Raw genomic sequence first — 18,460 nt, 5'->3', positions numbered from 1 at the left:
TCCCGCTGCAGAAGGGACCACCTGGAAGGCAGGCTTCGGTTGGGAAACCTGTCTTCCACATTCACCCAACCCGTCCCAACGCAAAACATGGCAGACCTGATATGAACATGCATTCCGATACCGCCCTGCGTGACGAGGCCACCAGCCTGTTCTCCGACTACGCAAAATCCGATTATGACGTGATCCGCCTGCGCGCTATTCAGGCCCTGACCGCCATTGGAGCCAGCAACAGCCCGGCCTTGGTCGAGGCGTTGCTGGATGATGACGAGGACGTCCGTCAAGACGCAGCCCAAGCGCTGGGCGCGCTGGGCGTAACGGAGGCCGCGCCGCAACTGCTGGAAAACTTGATCCATGATCCCTACGGTGAGGTGAAACTGGCCTGCGTCACCGCCTTAGCACAGCTGAACGCCAAGGACGCCACGCCGTACTTGCGCACCCTCGTCACTGGACGCGGCGAGGATATCACGTGGGACGAGGACGAGCTGCATCAGGATGAATGGGACGACTGGCTGGATACTCAGATCGCGGCGATCAAAGCGTTAGGTCGCATGGGCGATGCGGCTGCGATTGAACCCATTGTCATGGCCCTGATGGACGAAGACGGGCAAGAACTGGGGGATGTGGCCTGCGAAGCGCTGGGCCAGATCGGTACGCCGTCCGTGCCGACCTTGGGTGTGTTCGCTCAATCCTCGAACCGCCGTCTGCGTCACCGCGCTCTGCGCACGCTGGCCAGCATCGGAGGACCCGAGGCCGAAGCCATCTTGCGCAAAGCCACCACCGACAAGGACGGGGCCGTGCGTCTGATCGCATATGAGGCGCTGATGCCGAACGACCCGGCGCTGGTCGAACAGGCCCTGACAGATGCGGTCGAGGATATCCGCATCGCAGCGCTGAACCAGTCCGGCCTTTCCGAACCCGAACTGCTGGACCGCATGATGCGCGACCCCGGCGCCAAGGTGAAACTGGCGCTGATCGACCGGCTGGACCGCAGCCAGCCTATCGTTGATCAAGACGACCTGCGCTGGCAGGTGCTGGATTTCCTCGCAACCGGACAACAGCCTGAGGTCTCGGCGCAGGCGCTGGGCCTGCTGGCGGCGTTGGCCCCGCAACTGGTGGCAGATCGGCTGAACGCGCTGTTCTCGGTCGAGGCGGACGACCTCAAGGCCGAGCGTATCCAATGGGCCATCGTCGACGCGCTGGCGACCTCGCCCCTGCGCGAGGCGGCAGAATGGCTGCAACGCGCCTGCCGCGCGCCCTTCCGGTCGGTGCGGCTGAAGGCCGTGGCCTCGCTGGCGATGATTGTTACTGACACCGACCGCCCGCATGTGAACCAGCAGCAGGGCCGCGAATTGCTGCTGTCATTCGCGCTCGCCCCGATGAGCGTGGTCGAAGACGCGCACGAGGAAGAGGCCCCGCAAACCGCCATCGCTGCGCTGGAAGAGGCGGGTTTGGATGTGTCTGAAGGTGATGAAAACGGCCCTACCTCCAGCCTCGGCGCGATCCTTGGCCATGACGCTATCGCGGCAGAGATGAAGAAAGAGGCCGAGGATGATGACCTGCACCCCCTGACGCCACGCGAGCAGGCATTGTTGGTCAAGGCCGCCCGCCATCCCAAACGCCGCCGCGTGGCGTTGGATGACAATGCCGAAGCCTTGGAGCGTGAGACCCGCATTTCGGCCATCCGCCTGCTGGGCGACGTCACAGGTATGCAGATCATGCTGGCGCAGATCGCGCAGGACCCCGAGACCGAGACCGAGATCGCTGCGCAGGCGCTGGCGGCACTGGGCTTGTCGGTCGCGCGCAACGGGTCCGAACTGAAGCAGTCGCATTTGATCGAGCTGATCACACAGGGGCTTTCGCATACCGATGCCAATCTGTCCCTGCAGGCGCTGAACCTGCTGCAACAGGCTGACCTGCCACCGCAGGATGCGCTGCGGGGCAAATTGCGGGCTATGCTGAAAACCGGAGATACTGCCTTTCGTATCGACGCCATGCAGATTCTGACCCGCTGGGACGGGACGGCCGATGTGGCGCGCAGCTTGCTGGACGATGTCTCGGCCCCGGTACGGCAGGCGGCGATGCGGCTTTTGTCTGAAACGGTCCCGGATCAGGCAGGTGCGGCCATCGTACCCTTCCTTATGGCCAATCCTGAGCAACGGATCGTGACCTATGTCAATGACAGCACCCCTGCCTTGGTGTCCATTGGGCGCGAATTGTTGGCCGGATTGCGCGACGAGAACCGCCGCGCCCAGTGGCCGGTGTTGATCAGCGCTTTGGCCGACCTGTTGGGAGACCCCTAGCGGGCGGTCTGAAACCGGAGGGATAGATGGCGATTTCGCTGAAACTAGGCGCGGCGATTCTAACGGGGGCAATGGCTTTTGGTAGTGTCGCACTGGCCGAGGAGATCCCCGAGGTTGCCGTAGTTCATCAGGTCATCGACCTGAACGCCGACACTCCGGCGCATGCATTTCGGTTCGAACCCAAATTCCTGCAGGTTCCCGCTGGGGCGACTGTGCGTTTCAAAGGCTCGACCGGGCGGCACACGGTCACTGCCATTCCTCGAATGATACCCGTGGGCGCGCGCGTCTTCGAGATTCGGGGCAAACCCGAACTGGATCTGACTTTCGAGAAAGAGGGAGTCTACGGCATCCGTTGCCGCGTTCATGGGCGTCACGGAATGGTCATGCTGCTGGTAGTTGGTGATCCAAGCTCGAATCTCGAAGAAGCCAAGGCCTATCTACCTAAACTTGGAGAGGCCGAGCGGGTCGGTTTCGAAGAGCTCTTTGCGTATGTGGAGGCCCAAAATGGCTGATGGATGTGCCTGCGACCACCATGCTCATATGTACCTGACCGTAGATGACGCCCTAAGGCGCGGTTTGTCCGTGGCCAACCCCATCACGGATACCGAAACACTACCGCTGGTGCAGGCTATTGGCCGGATACTGGCTGAGAATTGCGACAGCAAGGTAGACATGCCCGCCTTCGATAACTCGGCTATGGACGGCTATGCCGTTCGCAGCGCCGATCTGGGCGAGGGGCCTGTGTTCGAACTGCTAGTTGGCGGTCGCATAGCCGCCGGCGATAGCGGCGCACACGATGCGCCGGATGGCAGTGCCTTGCGTATATTCACAGGAGCGCCGGTGCCGTCTGAGTTCGATGCGGTATTAATGCAGGAAGACTGTGAGTTTCAGTCCGATCGCATCCGGTTCAACCGCCGTCCAAAATCCGGTCAGCATATCCGTCGCGCGGGCGAGGATTTGAAAGCTGGTGCCCCGATCCTGCGGCGCGGGTGTGAAATTTCCGCGCGTGAGGCCGCCGCGTTGGCCTCGGCTGGTTATGGCGAGGTGAAGGTTTTTCGCAAGCTCAAGGTCACGATCTTCTCGACCGGTAGCGAGCTGCGCCAGCCGGGTGAAGCGCTTGGCCCCGGACAGATCTACAACTCGAACCGGTACATGCTTTTGGCTTTGCTGGATAAACCCTGGATCGAACTAGCCGACCGAGGCCCGGTCGAAGATGATCCGGTGCTGCTGAAGCAGGTCTTGAGGGATGCCTGTAATAGCTCGGACCTGATCATCACCACGGGCGGTGTTTCGGTCGGGGACGAAGACCACATGCCGCGCCTGTTCAGTGAAATCGGTGGCGAAACCGAGGTGATGAAAGTGGCGATGAAACCCGGCAAGCCGATCATGTTCGGTTGTCGGGGTGATGCGCTTTATGTGGGCCTGCCGGGAAATCCGGTTTCGGCCTTTGTGACGTGGCAGATCATTGGTGCGCGGATGATGGAACGCCGTGCCGGTCTGCATCGGAACGAACGCACCCCGGAGCAGGCGGTTTTGGCAGAACCTCTTCAACGCCGCGCGGGACGGCGTGAGTACCGCCCGGTAAGCATCGACGGATGTACACCGAATGGCGCACCGCGATTGCGCCTGATGGCCGGGTCTTACAGCGGGCGCGTTGCCCTTCTTGCACAGGCCGATGGTCTGGTAATTATTCCGGCAGAAACTGAGAAGCTGCCAGCCGGAGAAGCTCTGGAGTTCCTTCGATTCTAGATTGATCCCGATGCGCTTGAGGTATCAAATTCTTTGGTCAACGAGCGCCCTTTTGCTGTCGATGGCGCGCGGCTGTAGGCCTTTGGTGCCGACCTATGTCGGGACCTTCGGGGATCGCCGAATGCTCTGTCGCGAATGCGCGCGCTACGGGCAGCTAGGTGACGTCCTTGAACATGTAAGTGGTCGGCTCCAGCCGATCCTCAAACGGGTTTCGGCAATAGTTCGGAATTTCTCCGGCAATCTGAAAACCCATCGACTGATACAGCAAGCGTGAAGGATCGCTGCTACGGGTGTCCAGCACCAGCATCGTGCGTTTCAATTCCCGAGCTCGCTCATGCAGTGCCTCCATCAGCGACCGACCCAAACCGCGACGGCGAGCCTGCGGATGAACCAGCAGCTTTGCCACATCCGCGCGATGCGGCTGGTTTGGCATTGCGGCGGGGATCAGTTGCACCGTGCCCAGAATGCGTCCGTCACCATATGCGACAAACAGATCGAGTGTCTCCGCGCGGAGTTCGGGCTGCACCCTGTCCCGCCAATAGGCGCGGGCATCGTCCCGCGAAAAAGGAAGGATGAACCCGATACTGGCACCGTTATGGACACAGCGGTGCAGGATATCGGTCAGATCCTCAAGCGCTTCGTCGAAATATTCCTGTGGCAATCGCGTAATCATATCAGCACCAACAGATAGCGCGCACCGCGTTTGGGTCCGGTTTCGAACTGCGTTGGCCCCGACAGGTGATAGCGAAGGCAGTCGCCGCCGCTGAGCGCATGGGCAATCCCGTCCACTGTCAACGTTAGCCTTCCATCAAGTAGGATCAGGTGGTGCTCCTGTCCCGGCTTGGGCGGAGTATCGTAGGTGATGACAGTACCTGGGGGCAAATGACCTTCCATTACTTCCCCACTGAGGCCAGTCGCCGGTGGTGAAACCGAACGGCGGGTAAACCCGCTTTCGGGGTCATGCCATTCAGGCTGCTTCTCGAAAGGTACTTTGGGATCGAAACTATCTTCGACCATCATCAGCAGGCGTGACATGGGCAGGCCGTATGCTGCGCATAAACGGCCAAGCGTTTCAGCGGTAGGGCTGACATCACCGTTTTCCATTCGCGACAGTGTCGCCCGGCTGATCCCACTTTGGTCTGCCAGCTGCTCAAGCGACCAGCCATGACCCTTGCGCAGCTCGTTCAGACGCTTAGCGAGGCGGTTTGATAGTGTGTCGAGCATGGCTCACATATGGGAATCAGTTACGAATATGGGATTATTGCCTTGCTTTACTTCAAACACAATAGAAAAAGGGCGCAGAAATCTGCGCCCTTTTGCTGCTCGGGTATCGGACTGGATTACTTCCAGCCAACTTCGTTATAGATTTTCTGTGCCTCGGGGATGTTTTTGGCGGCCTCTGAGAGGTTCACCTCATCTGCTTTGAACTCCCCCAGAGCGGCCACGTTCTCAGCCAGCGCAACGCCTTCGACAGCGGGGTATTCATCGTTTCCGTTCGAGAAGTAGACCTGCGCCTGATCGCTTGCGAGATACTCAAGGAACTTAATCGCGTTTTCTTTGTTCGGCGCGTTTGCTGCAACACCCGCACCCGACAGGTTCATATGTGCACCTTCGGCATCCTGTGCCGGGAACTGCACGCCGATCATCTCGATATCCGCGCTTAGACCCTTGACGTCTTTGCGCATAGCGCGGGCCATATAGTATGTGTTGGCAACCGCAATCTCGCACTCGCCTGACACGATGCCGCGCAGCTGGTCTGTGTCACCGCCCTGAGGTTCGCGTGCCATGTTGGCGGCGACACCTTCAGCCCATTTCCTGGCTTCTTCCGCGCCGTGATTTACAATGATCGATGACAATAGTGTCTGGTTATAGATATTGCCGGACGAGCGAATGCAGATCTGCCCTTTATACTCCGGTTTTGCCAGATCCAGATAGGTTGCGGGTGGGTTGGCGACATCAGCCTTGTCAAAGAAGATGATCCGTGCGCGCTGAGAAAAGCCGTACCACTGATTGTCTTCGTCCTGAAGGTTTGCCGGAATACGCTCCTCTAAGATTGCGCTCTCGACCGGCTGCAGGATGCCTTCGCTCTTGGCGCGGGCCAGGCGCGAGCTGTCGACCGTCAGCAGGACATCAGCGGGCGAATTCGCGCCTTCTGCTTTCATCCGTGCGATCAGTTCGTCGGCCTTGCCTTCGATGCGGTTGATGGTGATGCCGGTGGCCTCTTCGAAGTCGGAATACAGGCGTTCGTCGGTGTCGTAGTGGCGCGAGGAATACAGGTTCAGCTCGCCCTCGGCTGCGGCAGAGGTGGCGATCAGGGCCGTCAGGGTGGCGGCAAAGCAGGTAGAGGATTTCAGCATCATTTGTCCCAACATTGAAAATCGCGACGGGAATTAACCCGACTGATTTGGTCAATTAAACGATTCTCGGTGGGATGCAAGGAAATCCGACAAAATTAGTTGGTCAAAACGTCGCTGAACTTACCTTGCCGGACGGCCCCTTCAGGATTGACGCCGCCTACTTTGTTTTCTTTCGGGTTGCGGTGGGACGGGGGACGGTGCCGGCTCGGGGTCCGGATCGTCGCTGAGCACCGGTTCTTTGGTCAGCATCGCCTGAGTTACCGCTTCCATGTATTTCTGCAGCATGACCGGTGGATCGGCTGGGGCCAGTTTGATTGACAGCCTGCTTGCGCCTTCCTGATTATAGGCATAGCGCGAGGAATAACTTGCGTTGACCTGCGCCGCCACGGGTCCCCAGCCACCTTTGACCGATGCGCTGCCTGATTTCTCGGTCTGTTTGGTCATCGAGATCGCCATCTTTACCTCGATCTCGGCCTCTTGCACCGCATAGAACGCGGGCAGGAAACCCATCGACACGAGGCTGAATTCCTTTGGGGGACCATCGGGGTTGGATAGGTCGGGAAGCTGGATCTTCTGTTCCGCCATGTATTTGGCGATATCAGTCGAATGTCTATCCAATTCAGTTTGCGACTCTGCCACGGAAATCGCCAGTTTCTGAACCATTTCCGCGAAAGGGACGTTTAGCAGTTCCTGCCCGATACTCATTTCCAATCTCCTTTGTGAATTCAGTCTCTATCAATAATCTTCGTTGCGGACCGTCTTTTGACCGAGAACGAGACCTTCGCTGCGTTCTGGCTGACCGCCTGTTTCTTCGCGTTTGTAGCGAACTGGGCTTTGTCGCCATCCCGACCAAGCCCAACAAAGGCTTCGACCTGGACATTGTCGATGGTGAAATCGTCGCTGCCGTCGGATCCTGCAAGGATCTGTTCGCCCAGGGCCTGCGAAAAAACCTGCGCATCCACGATCTGCGTATCTTTGTCTTCAACCTCCATTCCGCTCTGGCCTCCGGCCATTGGGTTCACCACCGGAGAACCCGCGCCCATCAGCATGCCACCGCCTCCTTCTTCCAAATCGTCGATCTGGTCTTGCAGGTCCTGGATCGTCTCCAGCAACACGACCTCGCGCGCCTCCAGCGCGGTCAGGCGGTTTTCCAATGACTGAAGCAGTGTGGTGAAGGCCTCGGGCAGTTCGGTGATGCGCACATCTATAGGCTGTTTTTTGGGGGTCTTGTCCTTTTTAGTCGCCATCGACCCCTCCACCAGAACCACCTTCATCCACCGGTCCCGGCGCGAACCGCATCCGCATGGTCGACGCGCTGCTTGCATCGAGCGTATCTGTCTGCGTCAGTTTTGGCCCACACAGAAACGCGCCAATGATCCCGCGTTTGCCTTCTTCTGTGGTACTGGTCATCTCCATGACGACCTTCAATTCTACATCGACATCCTGCATGTGGTAAAAGACTGGCGGAATGCCCATCTCGCGCAGTTCCTGAGGATAGTTCTTCAGCGCGTTCAACTGATCCAGACTAAGCTGTTCGGCGGCTTGGGCCACGCTTCGGCCTATATCGGCCACCATCTCGGTCAGGGTTGTTCCTAATAGCGTATCCAGATCATCGTTGGCCAACCCGACCTCCCTTCTAAAAACAGGGAAAGCGTAGCATGAGACCGTCTCATAACAATACTAAATCTCAGAACCGGACTTTCGGAGCGATTTCCGGCACTTCCGCCGACACGAAAGGGCGCTAGAAGCAGGGCATAAAAAAACCGCGCTCGAAAGCGCGGTTTTTTTAATTAGGTTCGTGCAGCCCTTAGCCCTGGCGAGCTTTGAACTTGCGCTGCGTCTTGTTGATCACGTAGACGCGGCCTTTGCGACGCACAACCCGGCAATCACGGTGCCGGTTCTTGAGCGAGCGGAGCGAGTTCTTGACCTTCATGGGTCTGTCTCCAATCTGCGGCGCCTTCATCAAAGACGTGGCCAGCGCCTGGGTTAATCGGGTGCCCCGGAAAGACCAGAGCAATGAATTCATGGTGGGCGGTACAAGGATCGAACTTGTGACCCCTTCGATGTCAACGAAGTGCTCTACCGCTGAGCTAACCGCCCATGAAACCGTTGCGTGACCTGCCCCATAACGAAATGGGGCGCGGAACCCCGCGCCGGTAGCGGGGTCTATAAAAGGAGTCGTTGGGGGGATCAAGGGGTTTGGCAGAACTATTTTACGGTCTATGTTGAGTGCGAACAACGGAGAGCCCATGCCCGACGCCGCCACCAATGCAGCCTATATTCTGGATATGCCCGCAACGCGTACGTCCTGCGTGGTATTTGCCTCGCCCCATAGCGGTCGGACCTATCCCGAGTCTTTGTTGAAGCGGTCTGTTTTGAACCGCAATATGATTCGGTCCTCCGAGGATGCGTATGTCGATCAGCTTTTTTCCTCAGTCGCTGAATTCGGTGCACCGCTGCTCGCCGCGGCCATGCCGCGCGCCTATCTGGACCTGAATCGCAATTCGGATGAATTGGACCCCGCTTTGATACAGGGTGCGCGTCGTCACGGACATAATCCGCGGGTTACCTCGGGCCTCGGGGTGATTCCCCGCGTGGTCGCCAACGGCAGGGCGATCTACAGCGGCAAGCTGACTATGGATGAGGCGCGCCTGCGGATCGATACCTATTGGCGTCCATACCATACTCGTCTGAAATCTCTGCTGGCGGAATCGCATCAGATGTTTGGGCAGGCCATTCTGATCGATTGCCACTCGATGCCGCACGAGGCGGTGGCGCTGGCCGGCGGCTCGCGCCGGGCCCGACCGGAAATCGTTTTGGGCGATCGGTTCGGTGCGGCCGCTTCCGGTGTGATCGTTGATCAGATCGAGGCCGCTTTTGCCGACGCGGGTCTGAATGTGGCGCGCAACACGCCTTTTGCTGGGGCCTACGTCACCCAGACCTATGGTCGACCTGCCCGCCATCAGCATGCGGTTCAAATCGAGATCGATCGGTCACTTTATATGAACGAGGAAACGATCCAGCCGAACGGCAACTTTGAGGCGTTGCGTGATGTGTTGCGGCAGGTCACCGCGCAGATCACCAGTATCGGGTCCGATCCAATGTCACTTGCCGCCGAATAGACCTAGCGCAGCGCACGACCTTTTACGATTGCATCACTACCGAAACGGCGCCGGATTTCGTCCGTCGCACGTTCGGCCTGTGATCGGCGTTCTGCACCGGGATCCAGAAGGTCGCCCGAGATATCGGCCTGATCCTCTGAGCACAGGTCAGACAGACCGCATCCCAAAAGGCGATAGGGACCCTGATCGCCAACCTGATCAAATAGCCCACGAGCGGTGCGATAAATCCGGTCCGCTATCTGAGTCGCATCGCGTAGTGATATGCGCCGGGTGATGATCTTGTGGTTGGCCTGTTTCAGCTTCAGCGTCACCACTCGCCCAGCCAATCCCTTGGCTTTGGCCCGGTCAGCTACCTTTTCAGACATACGCCACAGATGCCCGTCCAGAATTTCAAGACTGGCGGTATCCTCGAAAAAAGTGGTCTCATTACTGATCGACTTCATCGGCTCATGGGCCGATACGCGCCGTTTGTCCTGCCCTCGCGCCAGATGCCACAGACGGTAGCCCATTGATCCGAACCGCGCTGTCAGCGCCTCCTGATCCCAGCGCAGAAGATCAGCAAATGTGCGAATCCCTGCGCGATCCAGAGATTCCTGCGCCGCCGGACCAATTCCCCAGATTAATCGCACCGGCCGGTCATGCAGGAAATCAGCCGTCTCGGCCTTGCCGATCACTGAAAAACCCCGAGGCTTGTCGAGATCCGAGGCCACCTTGGCCAAAAACTTGTTATGGCTCAAGCCAATCGATCCCGTCAGGCCCAGCTCATCTTTCATCCTCTTGACCAGACGCGCAAGCATGACCGCTGGCGGTGCACCATGCAGCCGCTCGGTGCCGGATAGGTCCATGAACGCCTCATCCAGCGACAGCGGTTCAACATCAGGTGTCAACTCGTCCATCATGGTGCGTATCTCGCGCGAGACGCTGGCATAGACCGACATACGCGGTTTGATCACCACCGCTTCGGGGCATAGTTGAAGCGCCTTGAACATTGGCATGGCTGAACGTACCCCGCGAACGCGGGCCACGTAACAGGCAGTCGAAACCACCCCGCGCTTGCCGCCGCCAATGATCACAGGCTTGTCGACAAGTTCGGGATTGTCGCGCTTTTCGACCGAAGCATAAAAAGCATCGCAATCCATATGCGCGATCGTCAGGTCAAACAGCTCTGGGTGCGATTTGACCCTCGGGCTGCTGCAAGTTGGGCAGCGCGGCCCTTGCTTAGTTTCCTTCAGGCAGTCGCGACAGATGGCGGGCATGATGTAGTTTCTTTCCGGCCAGCGGCGGATTGGTCAAGACATTCGATAGGTTAAAAGGTATCGCGAATGGATAAGGATAAAAAGAGGACCGATGGACTTCTCCGGGGCAAAAATAGCGTTGTTTCTGGGGCACAAGCTGCTGGTCATTCTAAGAGATGATCGATCAGATATTCCGTTTCCAGGTCATCTCGATTTTCCAGGCGGCGGGAAAGAGCCAGGCGAAACACCGATCGAATGCGCGTTGCGTGAAACAGATGAAGAGGTTGGACTGCGCCTGTGCGCAACCGATCTTGTCTGGTCACGGCAATATGGTCAAAGCTGGTTCTACGTCGCCCTGCGCCCGCCGGAAGATGTTGGCCTGATCCGTTTTGGAAACGAAGGGCAGGGGTGGAGGCTGATTTGTCCGCGGGATTATCTGTCGAATCCGTTGGCCATTCCAAATTTTGCAGATCGCCTTCGGGATTATTTGTCGGAAACGGCGCAGCTTTGAACGGGAGTTAACGGCGCAGCTTTGAACGGGACTTAACGGCGCAGCTTTGAACGGGACTTCGAAAGAAAACCCCCCGCGCCTGCGGGGGGAGGTAACGAGCCTCAGGAAGAGATGGCCCGTTGGGGAGTGTCTTGTGTGTAGAATCGCCGAAAATGGCGTTTTTCGATAGCCACAAGCCGAACGCCATAAAACTCATGTTTTTCATGTGTGTTTTCGGGCACAGGGACGATTTGGCGCGGCGGCGCAAAAAATTGACCTAACGTCAATTGCTTGAGCACCGTTCCTTCCGCAATTTTTGGCTTTTCGCCTAATGGTGAGTCAATGAATTTAACTCGCTCAAAACTGCTTGTGCGGCGGCTTTGGGGTCATCCGCCTGATAAATCGGGCGGCCCACGACGATATGATCGGCCCCATCGCCGATTGCACTGGCCGGGGTTGCGACCCGCTTTTGGTCGCCCAAAGCTGCACCAGCAGGGCGTACCCCAGGGGTTACAATCAAACGACTTTCGGATTGGGGCAGGGCGCGGATTAGCGCGGCTTCCTGAGGGCTGGCGATTACGCCATCAGCTCCGGCCTCGAAAGCCTTGGCCGCGCGTTCTACAACGAGGTCCTGCACGTCACCCGCTTTCAGAAGGCTTGCATCCAGATCGTCCCTGTTCAGTGATGTTAGGACGGTTACCGCCAGAATTTTCATGTCCTTGCCTGCAGCGCCCTCCTTTGCGGCGCGTACGACATGCGGATCACCATGCACCGTCAAGAAGTCCAGATCGAACTGAGCCAACCCACGCACTGCATTTTCTACAGTGTTGCCGATATCGAACAGCTTCATGTCCAAGAAAATGCGCTTTCCGTGATCCTGTTTCAACTCGTTGGCCAACGCCAGACCGCCGCCAGTCAACATACCCAGCCCGATCTTATAGAACGAAACCGAGTCGCCCAGCCGCTCGGCCATGGCTAGACCCTGCAGGGCGTTTGGGACGTCGAGGGCTACGATAAGGCGGTCATCGGACATGGGGCGCTCCTTTTTGGCAAACGTTTGCGTCCTAACGGGTTCAGGGCGATCTGTCCATGTGTGAAGCCCGAGGTGACGCAGATCACTCACTATTTTGCGCAATGTGCTAAAGTACCGACGTTCAGAACAGGGATAGAAATGATGAAAAAGGTAATAGTACTTGGCGTGGCACTGATGTTGGCCGCATGCGAAGACGCGCCTCAAAGCGATCCGCCCGAAACCGGTGTCGCGCCGGCTCCAACCAATGACAATCTTCTGTTAGTGCGTGGGTACCGATCGGAAGACGACTGGTGTCAATTGACCGGGGAAACAGCCTATACCGGCAACTTCCTCGATCATACAGCAGATCTGGTTTCATGCCCTACAGGCAGCAGTGCCGAGCAGTCTTTGGTCGAAATGTACAACGCTGAATTGATGGGAGAAACTGGCGGTTATTCCGTCTACTCGATTCCGCGCGGATGACGCCGTTTTATATGCTCTAGCCTCTTGAATGGGAAAAGACATTTCCCAAATTGAATGTGAGGCCCAGACCGACGCGTGCCGCCAAGCGGGCGCATCAATACGGGGCGCTTAAGAAAAGGAGAATGCTATGGACTTGAACAAGTTCACCGAGCGGGCACGGGGTTTCGTGCAAGCCGCGCAGACCATTGCGCTGCGCGAGGGGCACCAAAGGCTGGAGCCCACACATATCTTGAAAGCATTGATGGACGACGATCAGGGGCTGGCCAGCAACCTGATCACACGCGCTGGCGGCGCACCGAACCGCGTGGTTGAGGCGTTGGACGCGGCCATGGGCAAAATTCCGAAGGTCAGCGGCGACGCGAGCCAGATCTATATGGACGGCCAGACCGCCAAGGTTTTGGACGAGGCAGAGAAGCTCGCCACCAAGGCGGGCGACAGCTTTGTGCCGGTCGAACGCGTTCTGATGGCGCTGTGTATGGTGAAATCCAAAGCCAAAGAGGCTTTGGAGGCCGGTGCTGTATCGGCCCAGAAACTGAACGAAGCGATCAACGATATCCGCAAGGGCCGCACTGCTGACACCGCATCGGCGGAAGAAGGCTGCGACGCGCTTAAGAAATATGCGCGCGACCTGACCGAGGCTGCAGCCGAAGGCAAGATCGACCCGATCATCGGGCGGGATGAGGAAATCCGCCGTTCGATGCAGGTTTTGTCGCGCCGCACCAAGAACAATCCGGTACTGATTGGTGAACCCGGCGTCGGTAAGACCGCGATTGCCGAGGGCATGGCCCTGCGCATCGTCAATGGTGATGTGCCGGAATCATTGAAGGACAAGAAGCTTCTCGCGCTCGACATGGGTGCGCTGATCGCCGGTGCTAAATATCGCGGTGAGTTCGAAGAACGACTGAAGGCTGTTCTGACCGAGGTGACCGAAGCCGCCGGTGAGATCATACTGTTCATCGACGAGATGCACACGCTGGTAGGTGCCGGTAAATCCGACGGCGCGATGGATGCCGCCAACCTGATCAAGCCTGCGCTTGCCCGGGGTGAGTTGCATTGTATCGGCGCGACGACGCTGGATGAATACCGCAAATACGTCGAGAAAGACGCGGCCCTTGCACGACGGTTCCAGCCGGTGATGGTCACTGAGCCGACAGTTGAGGACACGATCAGCATCCTTCGCGGTATCAAGGAAAAGTACGAGCTGCACCACGGTGTGCGCATCTCGGACTCGGCGCTCGTGTCGGCGGCGACCTTGTCGCATCGCTACATCACTGACCGCTTCCTGCCTGACAAAGCCATCGACCTTGTAGATGAAGCGGCGTCGCGTTTGCGGATGGAGGTGGATTCCAAGCCCGAGGAACTCGATCAGCTGGATCGTCAGATCCTGCAAATGCAGATCGAGGAAGAGGCGCTGAAGCTGGAAGATGACGCGGCCTCCAAGGATCGTCTGGAAACCTTGCAAAAGGATTTGGCCGACCTGCAGGAGCAATCCGCCGAGATGACCGCCCAATGGCAGGCCGAACGCGATAAGCTGGCCGGTGCGCGCGATCTGAAAGAACAGCTCGACAAAGCGCGGGCTGATCTGGAAATCGCGAAGCGCGAAGGGAACCTCGCCAAAGCGGGTGAGCTGTCCTACGGTGTCATCCCTGAGCTTGAGAAAAAGCTGACCGAGGCCGAAAACGCCGAAAGCAACGCCATGATGGCCGAGGAAACGGTGCGCCCTGAACAGATCGCTTCCGTCGTAGAGCGTTGGACCGGTATCCCGACCTCGAAAATGCTGGAAGGTGAGCGTGAGAAACTGCTGCGGATGGAAGACGATCTGCATTCCCGCGTGATCGGTCAGGATGCGGCGGTCACTGCTGTTGCCAACGCCGTGCGCCGTGCGCGTGCCGGTCTGAATGACGAGAACCGCCCATTGGGCTCGTTCCTGTTCCTCGGCCCGACCGGCGTGGGCAAGACCGAGCTGACCAAGGCCGTGGCGAACTTCCTGTTCGACGACGACAACGCGATGGTGCGCATCGACATGTCCGAGTTCATGGAGAAACACGCGGTCGCCCGTCTGATCGGTGCCCCTCCGGGCTATGTCGGCTATGACGAAGGTGGTGTGCTGACCGAAGCCGTGCGGCGCAGACCCTATCAGGTCGTGCTGTTTGACGAGGTCGAAAAGGCACACCCGGATGTGTTCAACGTGCTGCTGCAGGTCCTGGACGATGGCGTCCTGACCGATGGTCAGGGTCGTACCGTCGACTTCAAGCAGACGCTGATCATCCTGACGTCGAACCTTGGCTCTCAGGCGCTCAGCCAGTTGCCTGAAGGAGCGGACAGCGCGCAGGCGCGGCGCGACGTGATGGATGCGGTCCGGGCGCATTTCCGGCCCGAGTTCCTGAACCGTCTGGATGAGACCATCATCTTCGACCGGCTCAAACGGGCCGATATGGATGGCATCGTCGATATCCAGATGGCACGTCTGCAGAAACGTCTGGCTGCCCGCAAGATCGAGCTGGCACTGGACGATGGCGCGAAGGAATGGCTGGCCAATGAAGGCTATGATCCGGTCTTCGGTGCCCGCCCATTGAAACGCGTGATCCAACGCGCCCTGCAGAACCCGTTGGCCGAAGCACTGCTGGCCGGTGAGATAAAGGATGGTGAGACCGTTCCGGTGACCGCCGGAACCGATGGTTTGATCATCGGCGACCGGCTGGGAACGTCCGAGCGTCCGCGCCCGGATGATGCAGTCGTGCATTAAATCTCAGGTAATGAAGAGACCCGCCATCCAGGCGGGTCTTTTTTTGGTGGCTTGTATTGCGACTAAGAGCGTTCAGACCTGCCCGGTCAGATCCTGCGCCAGCATCATTGCATTGCCGTCCGGGTCGTAAAATGTGGCAGTGCTGACCATCCCCTCAATCGTCTCGGTTTCGCCGTCAAACCGAACTCCGGCCCCTTCCAAAGCATCGCGTGCGCTTGCGATATCAGCAACACCAAAGACCGGAACGGTGTTTCCGGGCGCTGGTTCTGCCTGCTCGCCCAAACCAAGGGTGACGCCTTCGGTTTTGGTGAGCATCTCGCTCCAACCCGCCTCATCAATATGATGGATCAACTCAAACCCGAGCTTGTCATTATACCAGCGCGCACTGGCGTGGCGATCTTTGACCGAAATGGCAAGAGTGATGGTGTTTTCTAAGGAAACGAGGGCCATGGAACTTTCCTTTTGTCCTAAAATAAAGTAAATATATATTATGGACATAAAATTACTTGTCAAGCTTACCTCCCGGGCCTGGTCGCTGAACATCCTTGCGCAGCTGCACCAGGGGGTTCCGGGCAGGCAGGCCCCATTGCTCGCCGCGACCGGGGCAAGCCGGACGGCATTTGCGGCAAGTCTTGAACATCTGGTCAGCCTTGGATTGCTTGAACGGAACCCGGGCCACGGCCACCCTTTAAGACCTGAATTCCGTTTGACCAAAGCCGGGGTTCAGGCGGCGGCTGTAGCGGCAGAAATCTTGGCCTTGGTGCCGAACGATACTGAATTGAAGCTACTGCGCCGCAGCTGGACGGTTCCTATTCTGGCGCTGACCCGCCAACCGCGGCGCTTTTCAGGGCTCAGGTCGGATCTTCAGGTGATCACTGATCGCGCATTGTCATCCTCGCTCAAGCAATTAGAGGAGCAGGACTGGGTGCGACGCGATATCGAAACTTCGGCCCGGCTGCCTTTTCCGACCTATCAGGCGGTCAATCTTGGATGCGAAATAAACCGTGTTGTCGGCTTGAACATCGGATGACCGTTATCCTCGCGCCCAAGCGTACCTAATTTTCGTTACAATCTGTTCGCTCAATCGTGACGCCTGTTTCCTTGGCTCTGTGCTATCAGACCTTACCTCAGTTTCGAGGTTAATGGATAACGGAGAACCAAATGGCGCATCGCTGGACCAACAAACTGACGCATGCGGACGTCACCCCAAGGGCGGCGTTTCTGAACCGGCGACAGGTCATGGCCGGTTTGGCGGGTGTCGGGCTGGCGAGTCTGGCGCGGCCAGCGGCGGCCGAGGCGCTTGAACCGAATACATGGGAAGAGATTACTTCCTACAACAATTATTATGAGTTCGGGACTCGCAAGGATGATCCGGCGAAATATGCACACACACTGGTGACCGAGCCCTGGAGTGTCACCATCGACGGTCTGGTCGACCGCCCTGGTGATTATGATTTCAAAGACATCATGTCTGAAATGACTGTTGAGGAGCGAATCTATCGGTTCCGCTGTGTTGAGGCCTGGTCGATGGTGATACCTTGGAACGGGTTTGAACTGGCAGATCTACTCGGCATGGCTGGCGTTCAGGACGGCGCGAAATACGTGGCGTTTGAGACCGCCTATCGTCCCGATGAGATGCCGGGTGTGGCGTATCCGGTACTAGACTGGCCATATCGCGAAGGGCTGCGTTTGGATGAGGCGATGCATCCGCTGACCATTATGGCTACTGGGATCTACGGCAGGGACATCCCGAACCAGAACGGCGCGCCTTTGCGATTGGTGGTACCGTGGAAATACGGCTTCAAATCGATCAAATCGATCGTGCGGATTACCTTGACGGATACCCAGCCTCCGACAAGTTGGAACATGGCAGGTCCTAGGGAATATGGGTTCTACAGCAATGTGAACCCCAATGTGGATCACCCCCGCTGGTCGCAGGCTTCGGAACGTCAAATCGGCGGAGGTCTGTTTGCCAAGCGAATCCCGACGCTGATGTTCAACGGATATGAAGATGAGGTCGCCAGCCTTTACGAAGGCATGGATCTGGCGAAGAACTACTGAGATGATGCGGCGGCTCAACGACCTCTTGCGACGGCTTCCCAATTGGGCTGTTTATCTGCTGGGCGCACTGCCTGCGCCCTGGTTGTTTTATCAGGGCATGACCGGTGGTCTCGGGGTCGAGCCGATCGAGGCGCTCGAGCACGAGTTTGGCGAACTGGCGCTGCAGCTTCTGATTTTGGGTCTCGCGATTTCGCCCTTGCGTCGCTTCGCTGGCCTAAATCTGATGAAGTTCCGCCGCGCGATAGGTGTACTGACATTTTCCTATGTCGCATTGCACCTGTTGATCTGGCTGGTTCTGGATGTTCAGATTCCCAGCCAAATCTGGGCGGACATTATCAAGCGGCCCTATATCACGGTGGGCATGGCTGCCTTTGTATTGTTACTGCCGCTTGTAATCACGTCCAACAACTGGGCGGTTCGCCGTTTGGGGCCTCGTTGGCGCAAATTGCATCGTCTGGTCTACCCGGCAGCAATTCTGGGCGCGCTTCATTATGTGATGCTGGCGAAGGGGTTTCAGATCGAGCCATTGGTCTACCTGGCTATTATTCTGGGCCTTCTGGTCATGCGCCTGCCGGTCACATCATTCCTGATCCGGTTTAGGCAAGCCGATTCAGCCTGACTCGCAGGCGAGTCTGTGGGTAACAGTGTGAATAACATATCCATGGCGCTGATTTGCGATGGTCTGTGTCTGCGACTTCCGGGTTGAATGGCTGAATACTCTTCGTAACTATTTGTTTTAGTATGATAAAATACTGTTTTTGCGTTTTTTTGTGTTTTTTTGATTTTTCCACTTGCGGCTTCTGGGCGATATACTTAGAACGCCCTTCACCGGCGCTGCTGAGGTGCTGGGACGCGGTGGAAGCTGCGGAGACGCTCGGGAGAGACTGGGGGCATCTGAGGTTTTT

20 protein-coding genes and 1 tRNA gene are annotated in these 18,460 nt (G+C 57.8%); 10 read left to right on the top strand and 11 right to left on the bottom strand.

The window, feature by feature from the left end; genetic code table 11:
- The first annotated feature begins 101 nt into the window (after positions 1-101).
- Genes ACR0BI_RS19405 through ACR0BI_RS19395 form a run of 3 tightly spaced genes read left to right on the top strand, consistent with a single transcriptional unit; the run spans position 102 to position 4,049 of the window.
- Positions 102-2,300 carry a HEAT repeat domain-containing protein gene (locus ACR0BI_RS19405; protein ID WP_480563076.1) on the top strand — a complete coding sequence of 733 codons (2,199 nt, stop codon included), beginning with the start codon at positions 102-104 and terminating at the stop codon, positions 2,298-2,300.
- 26 nt (positions 2,301-2,326) lie between these two features.
- Positions 2,327-2,812, top strand: a complete 486-nt coding sequence (locus tag ACR0BI_RS19400) for a plastocyanin/azurin family copper-binding protein (RefSeq protein ID WP_223117415.1) — start codon at positions 2,327-2,329, stop codon at positions 2,810-2,812.
- Entirely contained in the window at positions 2,805-4,049 is a 1,245-nt protein-coding gene (locus ACR0BI_RS19395; RefSeq protein WP_480563075.1) for a molybdopterin molybdotransferase MoeA, read from the top strand. Before ACR0BI_RS19400 ends, ACR0BI_RS19395 begins: the two co-directional genes overlap by 8 nt.
- A 154-nt stretch (positions 4,050-4,203) precedes the next feature.
- Here the strand turns inward: ACR0BI_RS19395 and ACR0BI_RS19390 are convergent, their stop codons facing one another.
- The 8 genes from ACR0BI_RS19390 to ACR0BI_RS19355 all read right to left on the bottom strand — a co-directional run bounded on the left by ACR0BI_RS19390 (position 4,204) and on the right by ACR0BI_RS19355 (position 8,506).
- Positions 4,204-4,722 carry an N-acetyltransferase family protein gene (locus tag ACR0BI_RS19390; protein ID WP_480563074.1) on the bottom strand — a complete coding sequence of 173 codons (519 nt, stop codon included), beginning with the start codon at positions 4,720-4,722 and terminating at the stop codon, positions 4,204-4,206.
- A complete protein-coding gene (locus ACR0BI_RS19385) occupies positions 4,719-5,273 on the bottom strand; it encodes a helix-turn-helix domain-containing protein (RefSeq protein ID WP_480563073.1) in 555 nt (184 codons plus the stop codon). Before ACR0BI_RS19385 ends, ACR0BI_RS19390 begins: the two co-directional genes overlap by 4 nt.
- A 116-nt stretch (positions 5,274-5,389) precedes the next feature.
- Positions 5,390-6,406 carry a Fe(3+) ABC transporter substrate-binding protein gene (locus ACR0BI_RS19380; RefSeq protein WP_480563072.1) on the bottom strand — a complete coding sequence of 339 codons (1,017 nt, stop codon included), beginning with the start codon at positions 6,404-6,406 and terminating at the stop codon, positions 5,390-5,392.
- Between the two features lie 141 nt (positions 6,407-6,547).
- On the bottom strand, positions 6,548-7,111 hold the full coding sequence (locus ACR0BI_RS19375; protein ID WP_480563071.1) for a hypothetical protein: 564 nt from the start codon (positions 7,109-7,111) through the stop codon (positions 6,548-6,550).
- A gap of 20 nt (positions 7,112-7,131) precedes the next feature.
- Positions 7,132-7,653, bottom strand: a complete 522-nt coding sequence (locus tag ACR0BI_RS19370; RefSeq protein WP_480563069.1) for a hypothetical protein — start codon at positions 7,651-7,653, stop codon at positions 7,132-7,134.
- Complete coding sequence (locus tag ACR0BI_RS19365; protein ID WP_170398504.1) at positions 7,643-8,029, bottom strand: hypothetical protein; 387 nt, start codon at positions 8,027-8,029, stop codon at positions 7,643-7,645. The genes ACR0BI_RS19370 and ACR0BI_RS19365 overlap by 11 nt, the downstream gene beginning before the upstream one ends.
- Positions 8,030-8,213: 184 nt before the next feature.
- Entirely contained in the window at positions 8,214-8,339 is a 126-nt protein-coding gene (gene ykgO / locus ACR0BI_RS19360) for a type B 50S ribosomal protein L36 (RefSeq protein WP_005648635.1), read from the bottom strand.
- A 92-nt stretch (positions 8,340-8,431) separates the two neighbouring features.
- Positions 8,432-8,506 (bottom strand) — tRNA-Val (locus ACR0BI_RS19355).
- A 149-nt stretch (positions 8,507-8,655) separates the two neighbouring features.
- Here ACR0BI_RS19355 and ACR0BI_RS19350 point away from each other — a divergent pair.
- Complete coding sequence (locus ACR0BI_RS19350; protein WP_170514642.1) at positions 8,656-9,528, top strand: N-formylglutamate amidohydrolase; 873 nt, start codon at positions 8,656-8,658, stop codon at positions 9,526-9,528.
- A 2-nt stretch (positions 9,529-9,530) separates the two neighbouring features.
- Here ACR0BI_RS19350 and ACR0BI_RS19345 read toward each other — a convergent pair whose 3' ends face one another.
- On the bottom strand, positions 9,531-10,784 hold the full coding sequence (locus ACR0BI_RS19345) for a DNA polymerase IV (RefSeq protein ID WP_170819142.1): 1,254 nt from the start codon (positions 10,782-10,784) through the stop codon (positions 9,531-9,533).
- 91 nt (positions 10,785-10,875) lie between these two features.
- Between ACR0BI_RS19345 and ACR0BI_RS19340 the strand changes: the two genes are divergently transcribed.
- Entirely contained in the window at positions 10,876-11,274 is a 399-nt protein-coding gene (locus tag ACR0BI_RS19340) for an NUDIX hydrolase (RefSeq protein WP_480563068.1), read from the top strand.
- A 307-nt stretch (positions 11,275-11,581) separates the two neighbouring features.
- Here ACR0BI_RS19340 and pyrF read toward each other — a convergent pair whose 3' ends face one another.
- Positions 11,582-12,286, bottom strand: a complete 705-nt coding sequence (gene pyrF, locus ACR0BI_RS19335; RefSeq protein WP_170636919.1) for an orotidine-5'-phosphate decarboxylase — start codon at positions 12,284-12,286, stop codon at positions 11,582-11,584.
- 141 nt (positions 12,287-12,427) lie between these two features.
- On the opposite strand from pyrF, the gene ACR0BI_RS19330 reads away from it, so the two are divergent.
- Both ACR0BI_RS19330 and clpB read left to right on the top strand, forming a co-directional pair.
- On the top strand, positions 12,428-12,748 hold the full coding sequence (locus tag ACR0BI_RS19330) for a hypothetical protein (RefSeq protein WP_170636920.1): 321 nt from the start codon (positions 12,428-12,430) through the stop codon (positions 12,746-12,748).
- 127 nt (positions 12,749-12,875) lie between these two features.
- Positions 12,876-15,494, top strand: a complete 2,619-nt coding sequence (clpB, locus tag ACR0BI_RS19325) for an ATP-dependent chaperone ClpB (RefSeq protein ID WP_480563067.1) — start codon at positions 12,876-12,878, stop codon at positions 15,492-15,494.
- Positions 15,495-15,566: 72 nt separating this feature from the next.
- On the opposite strand, the gene ACR0BI_RS19320 is transcribed toward clpB, so the two are convergent.
- Entirely contained in the window at positions 15,567-15,944 is a 378-nt protein-coding gene (locus ACR0BI_RS19320) for a VOC family protein (protein ID WP_170398520.1), read from the bottom strand.
- 40 nt (positions 15,945-15,984) lie between these two features.
- On the opposite strand from ACR0BI_RS19320, the gene ACR0BI_RS19315 reads away from it, so the two are divergent.
- The 3 genes from ACR0BI_RS19315 (at position 15,985) to msrQ (ending at position 18,174) form a co-directional block, all read left to right on the top strand.
- Positions 15,985-16,524 (top strand): winged helix-turn-helix transcriptional regulator, encoded by a 540-nt coding sequence (locus tag ACR0BI_RS19315; protein ID WP_170398523.1) that lies wholly within the window; start codon positions 15,985-15,987, stop codon positions 16,522-16,524.
- A 131-nt stretch (positions 16,525-16,655) separates the two neighbouring features.
- Positions 16,656-17,555, top strand: coding sequence for a protein-methionine-sulfoxide reductase catalytic subunit MsrP (msrP, locus tag ACR0BI_RS19310; RefSeq protein WP_170398526.1), 900 nt, complete (start codon positions 16,656-16,658; stop codon positions 17,553-17,555).
- A 4-nt stretch (positions 17,556-17,559) separates the two neighbouring features.
- Complete coding sequence (gene msrQ / locus ACR0BI_RS19305; protein ID WP_480563095.1) at positions 17,560-18,174, top strand: protein-methionine-sulfoxide reductase heme-binding subunit MsrQ; 615 nt, start codon at positions 17,560-17,562, stop codon at positions 18,172-18,174.
- Positions 18,175-18,460 lie beyond the last annotated feature (286 nt).

It is taken from the genome of Ruegeria sp. E5, assembly GCF_056534105.1.
This window is presented reverse-complemented; position numbering and strand designations above follow the sequence as displayed.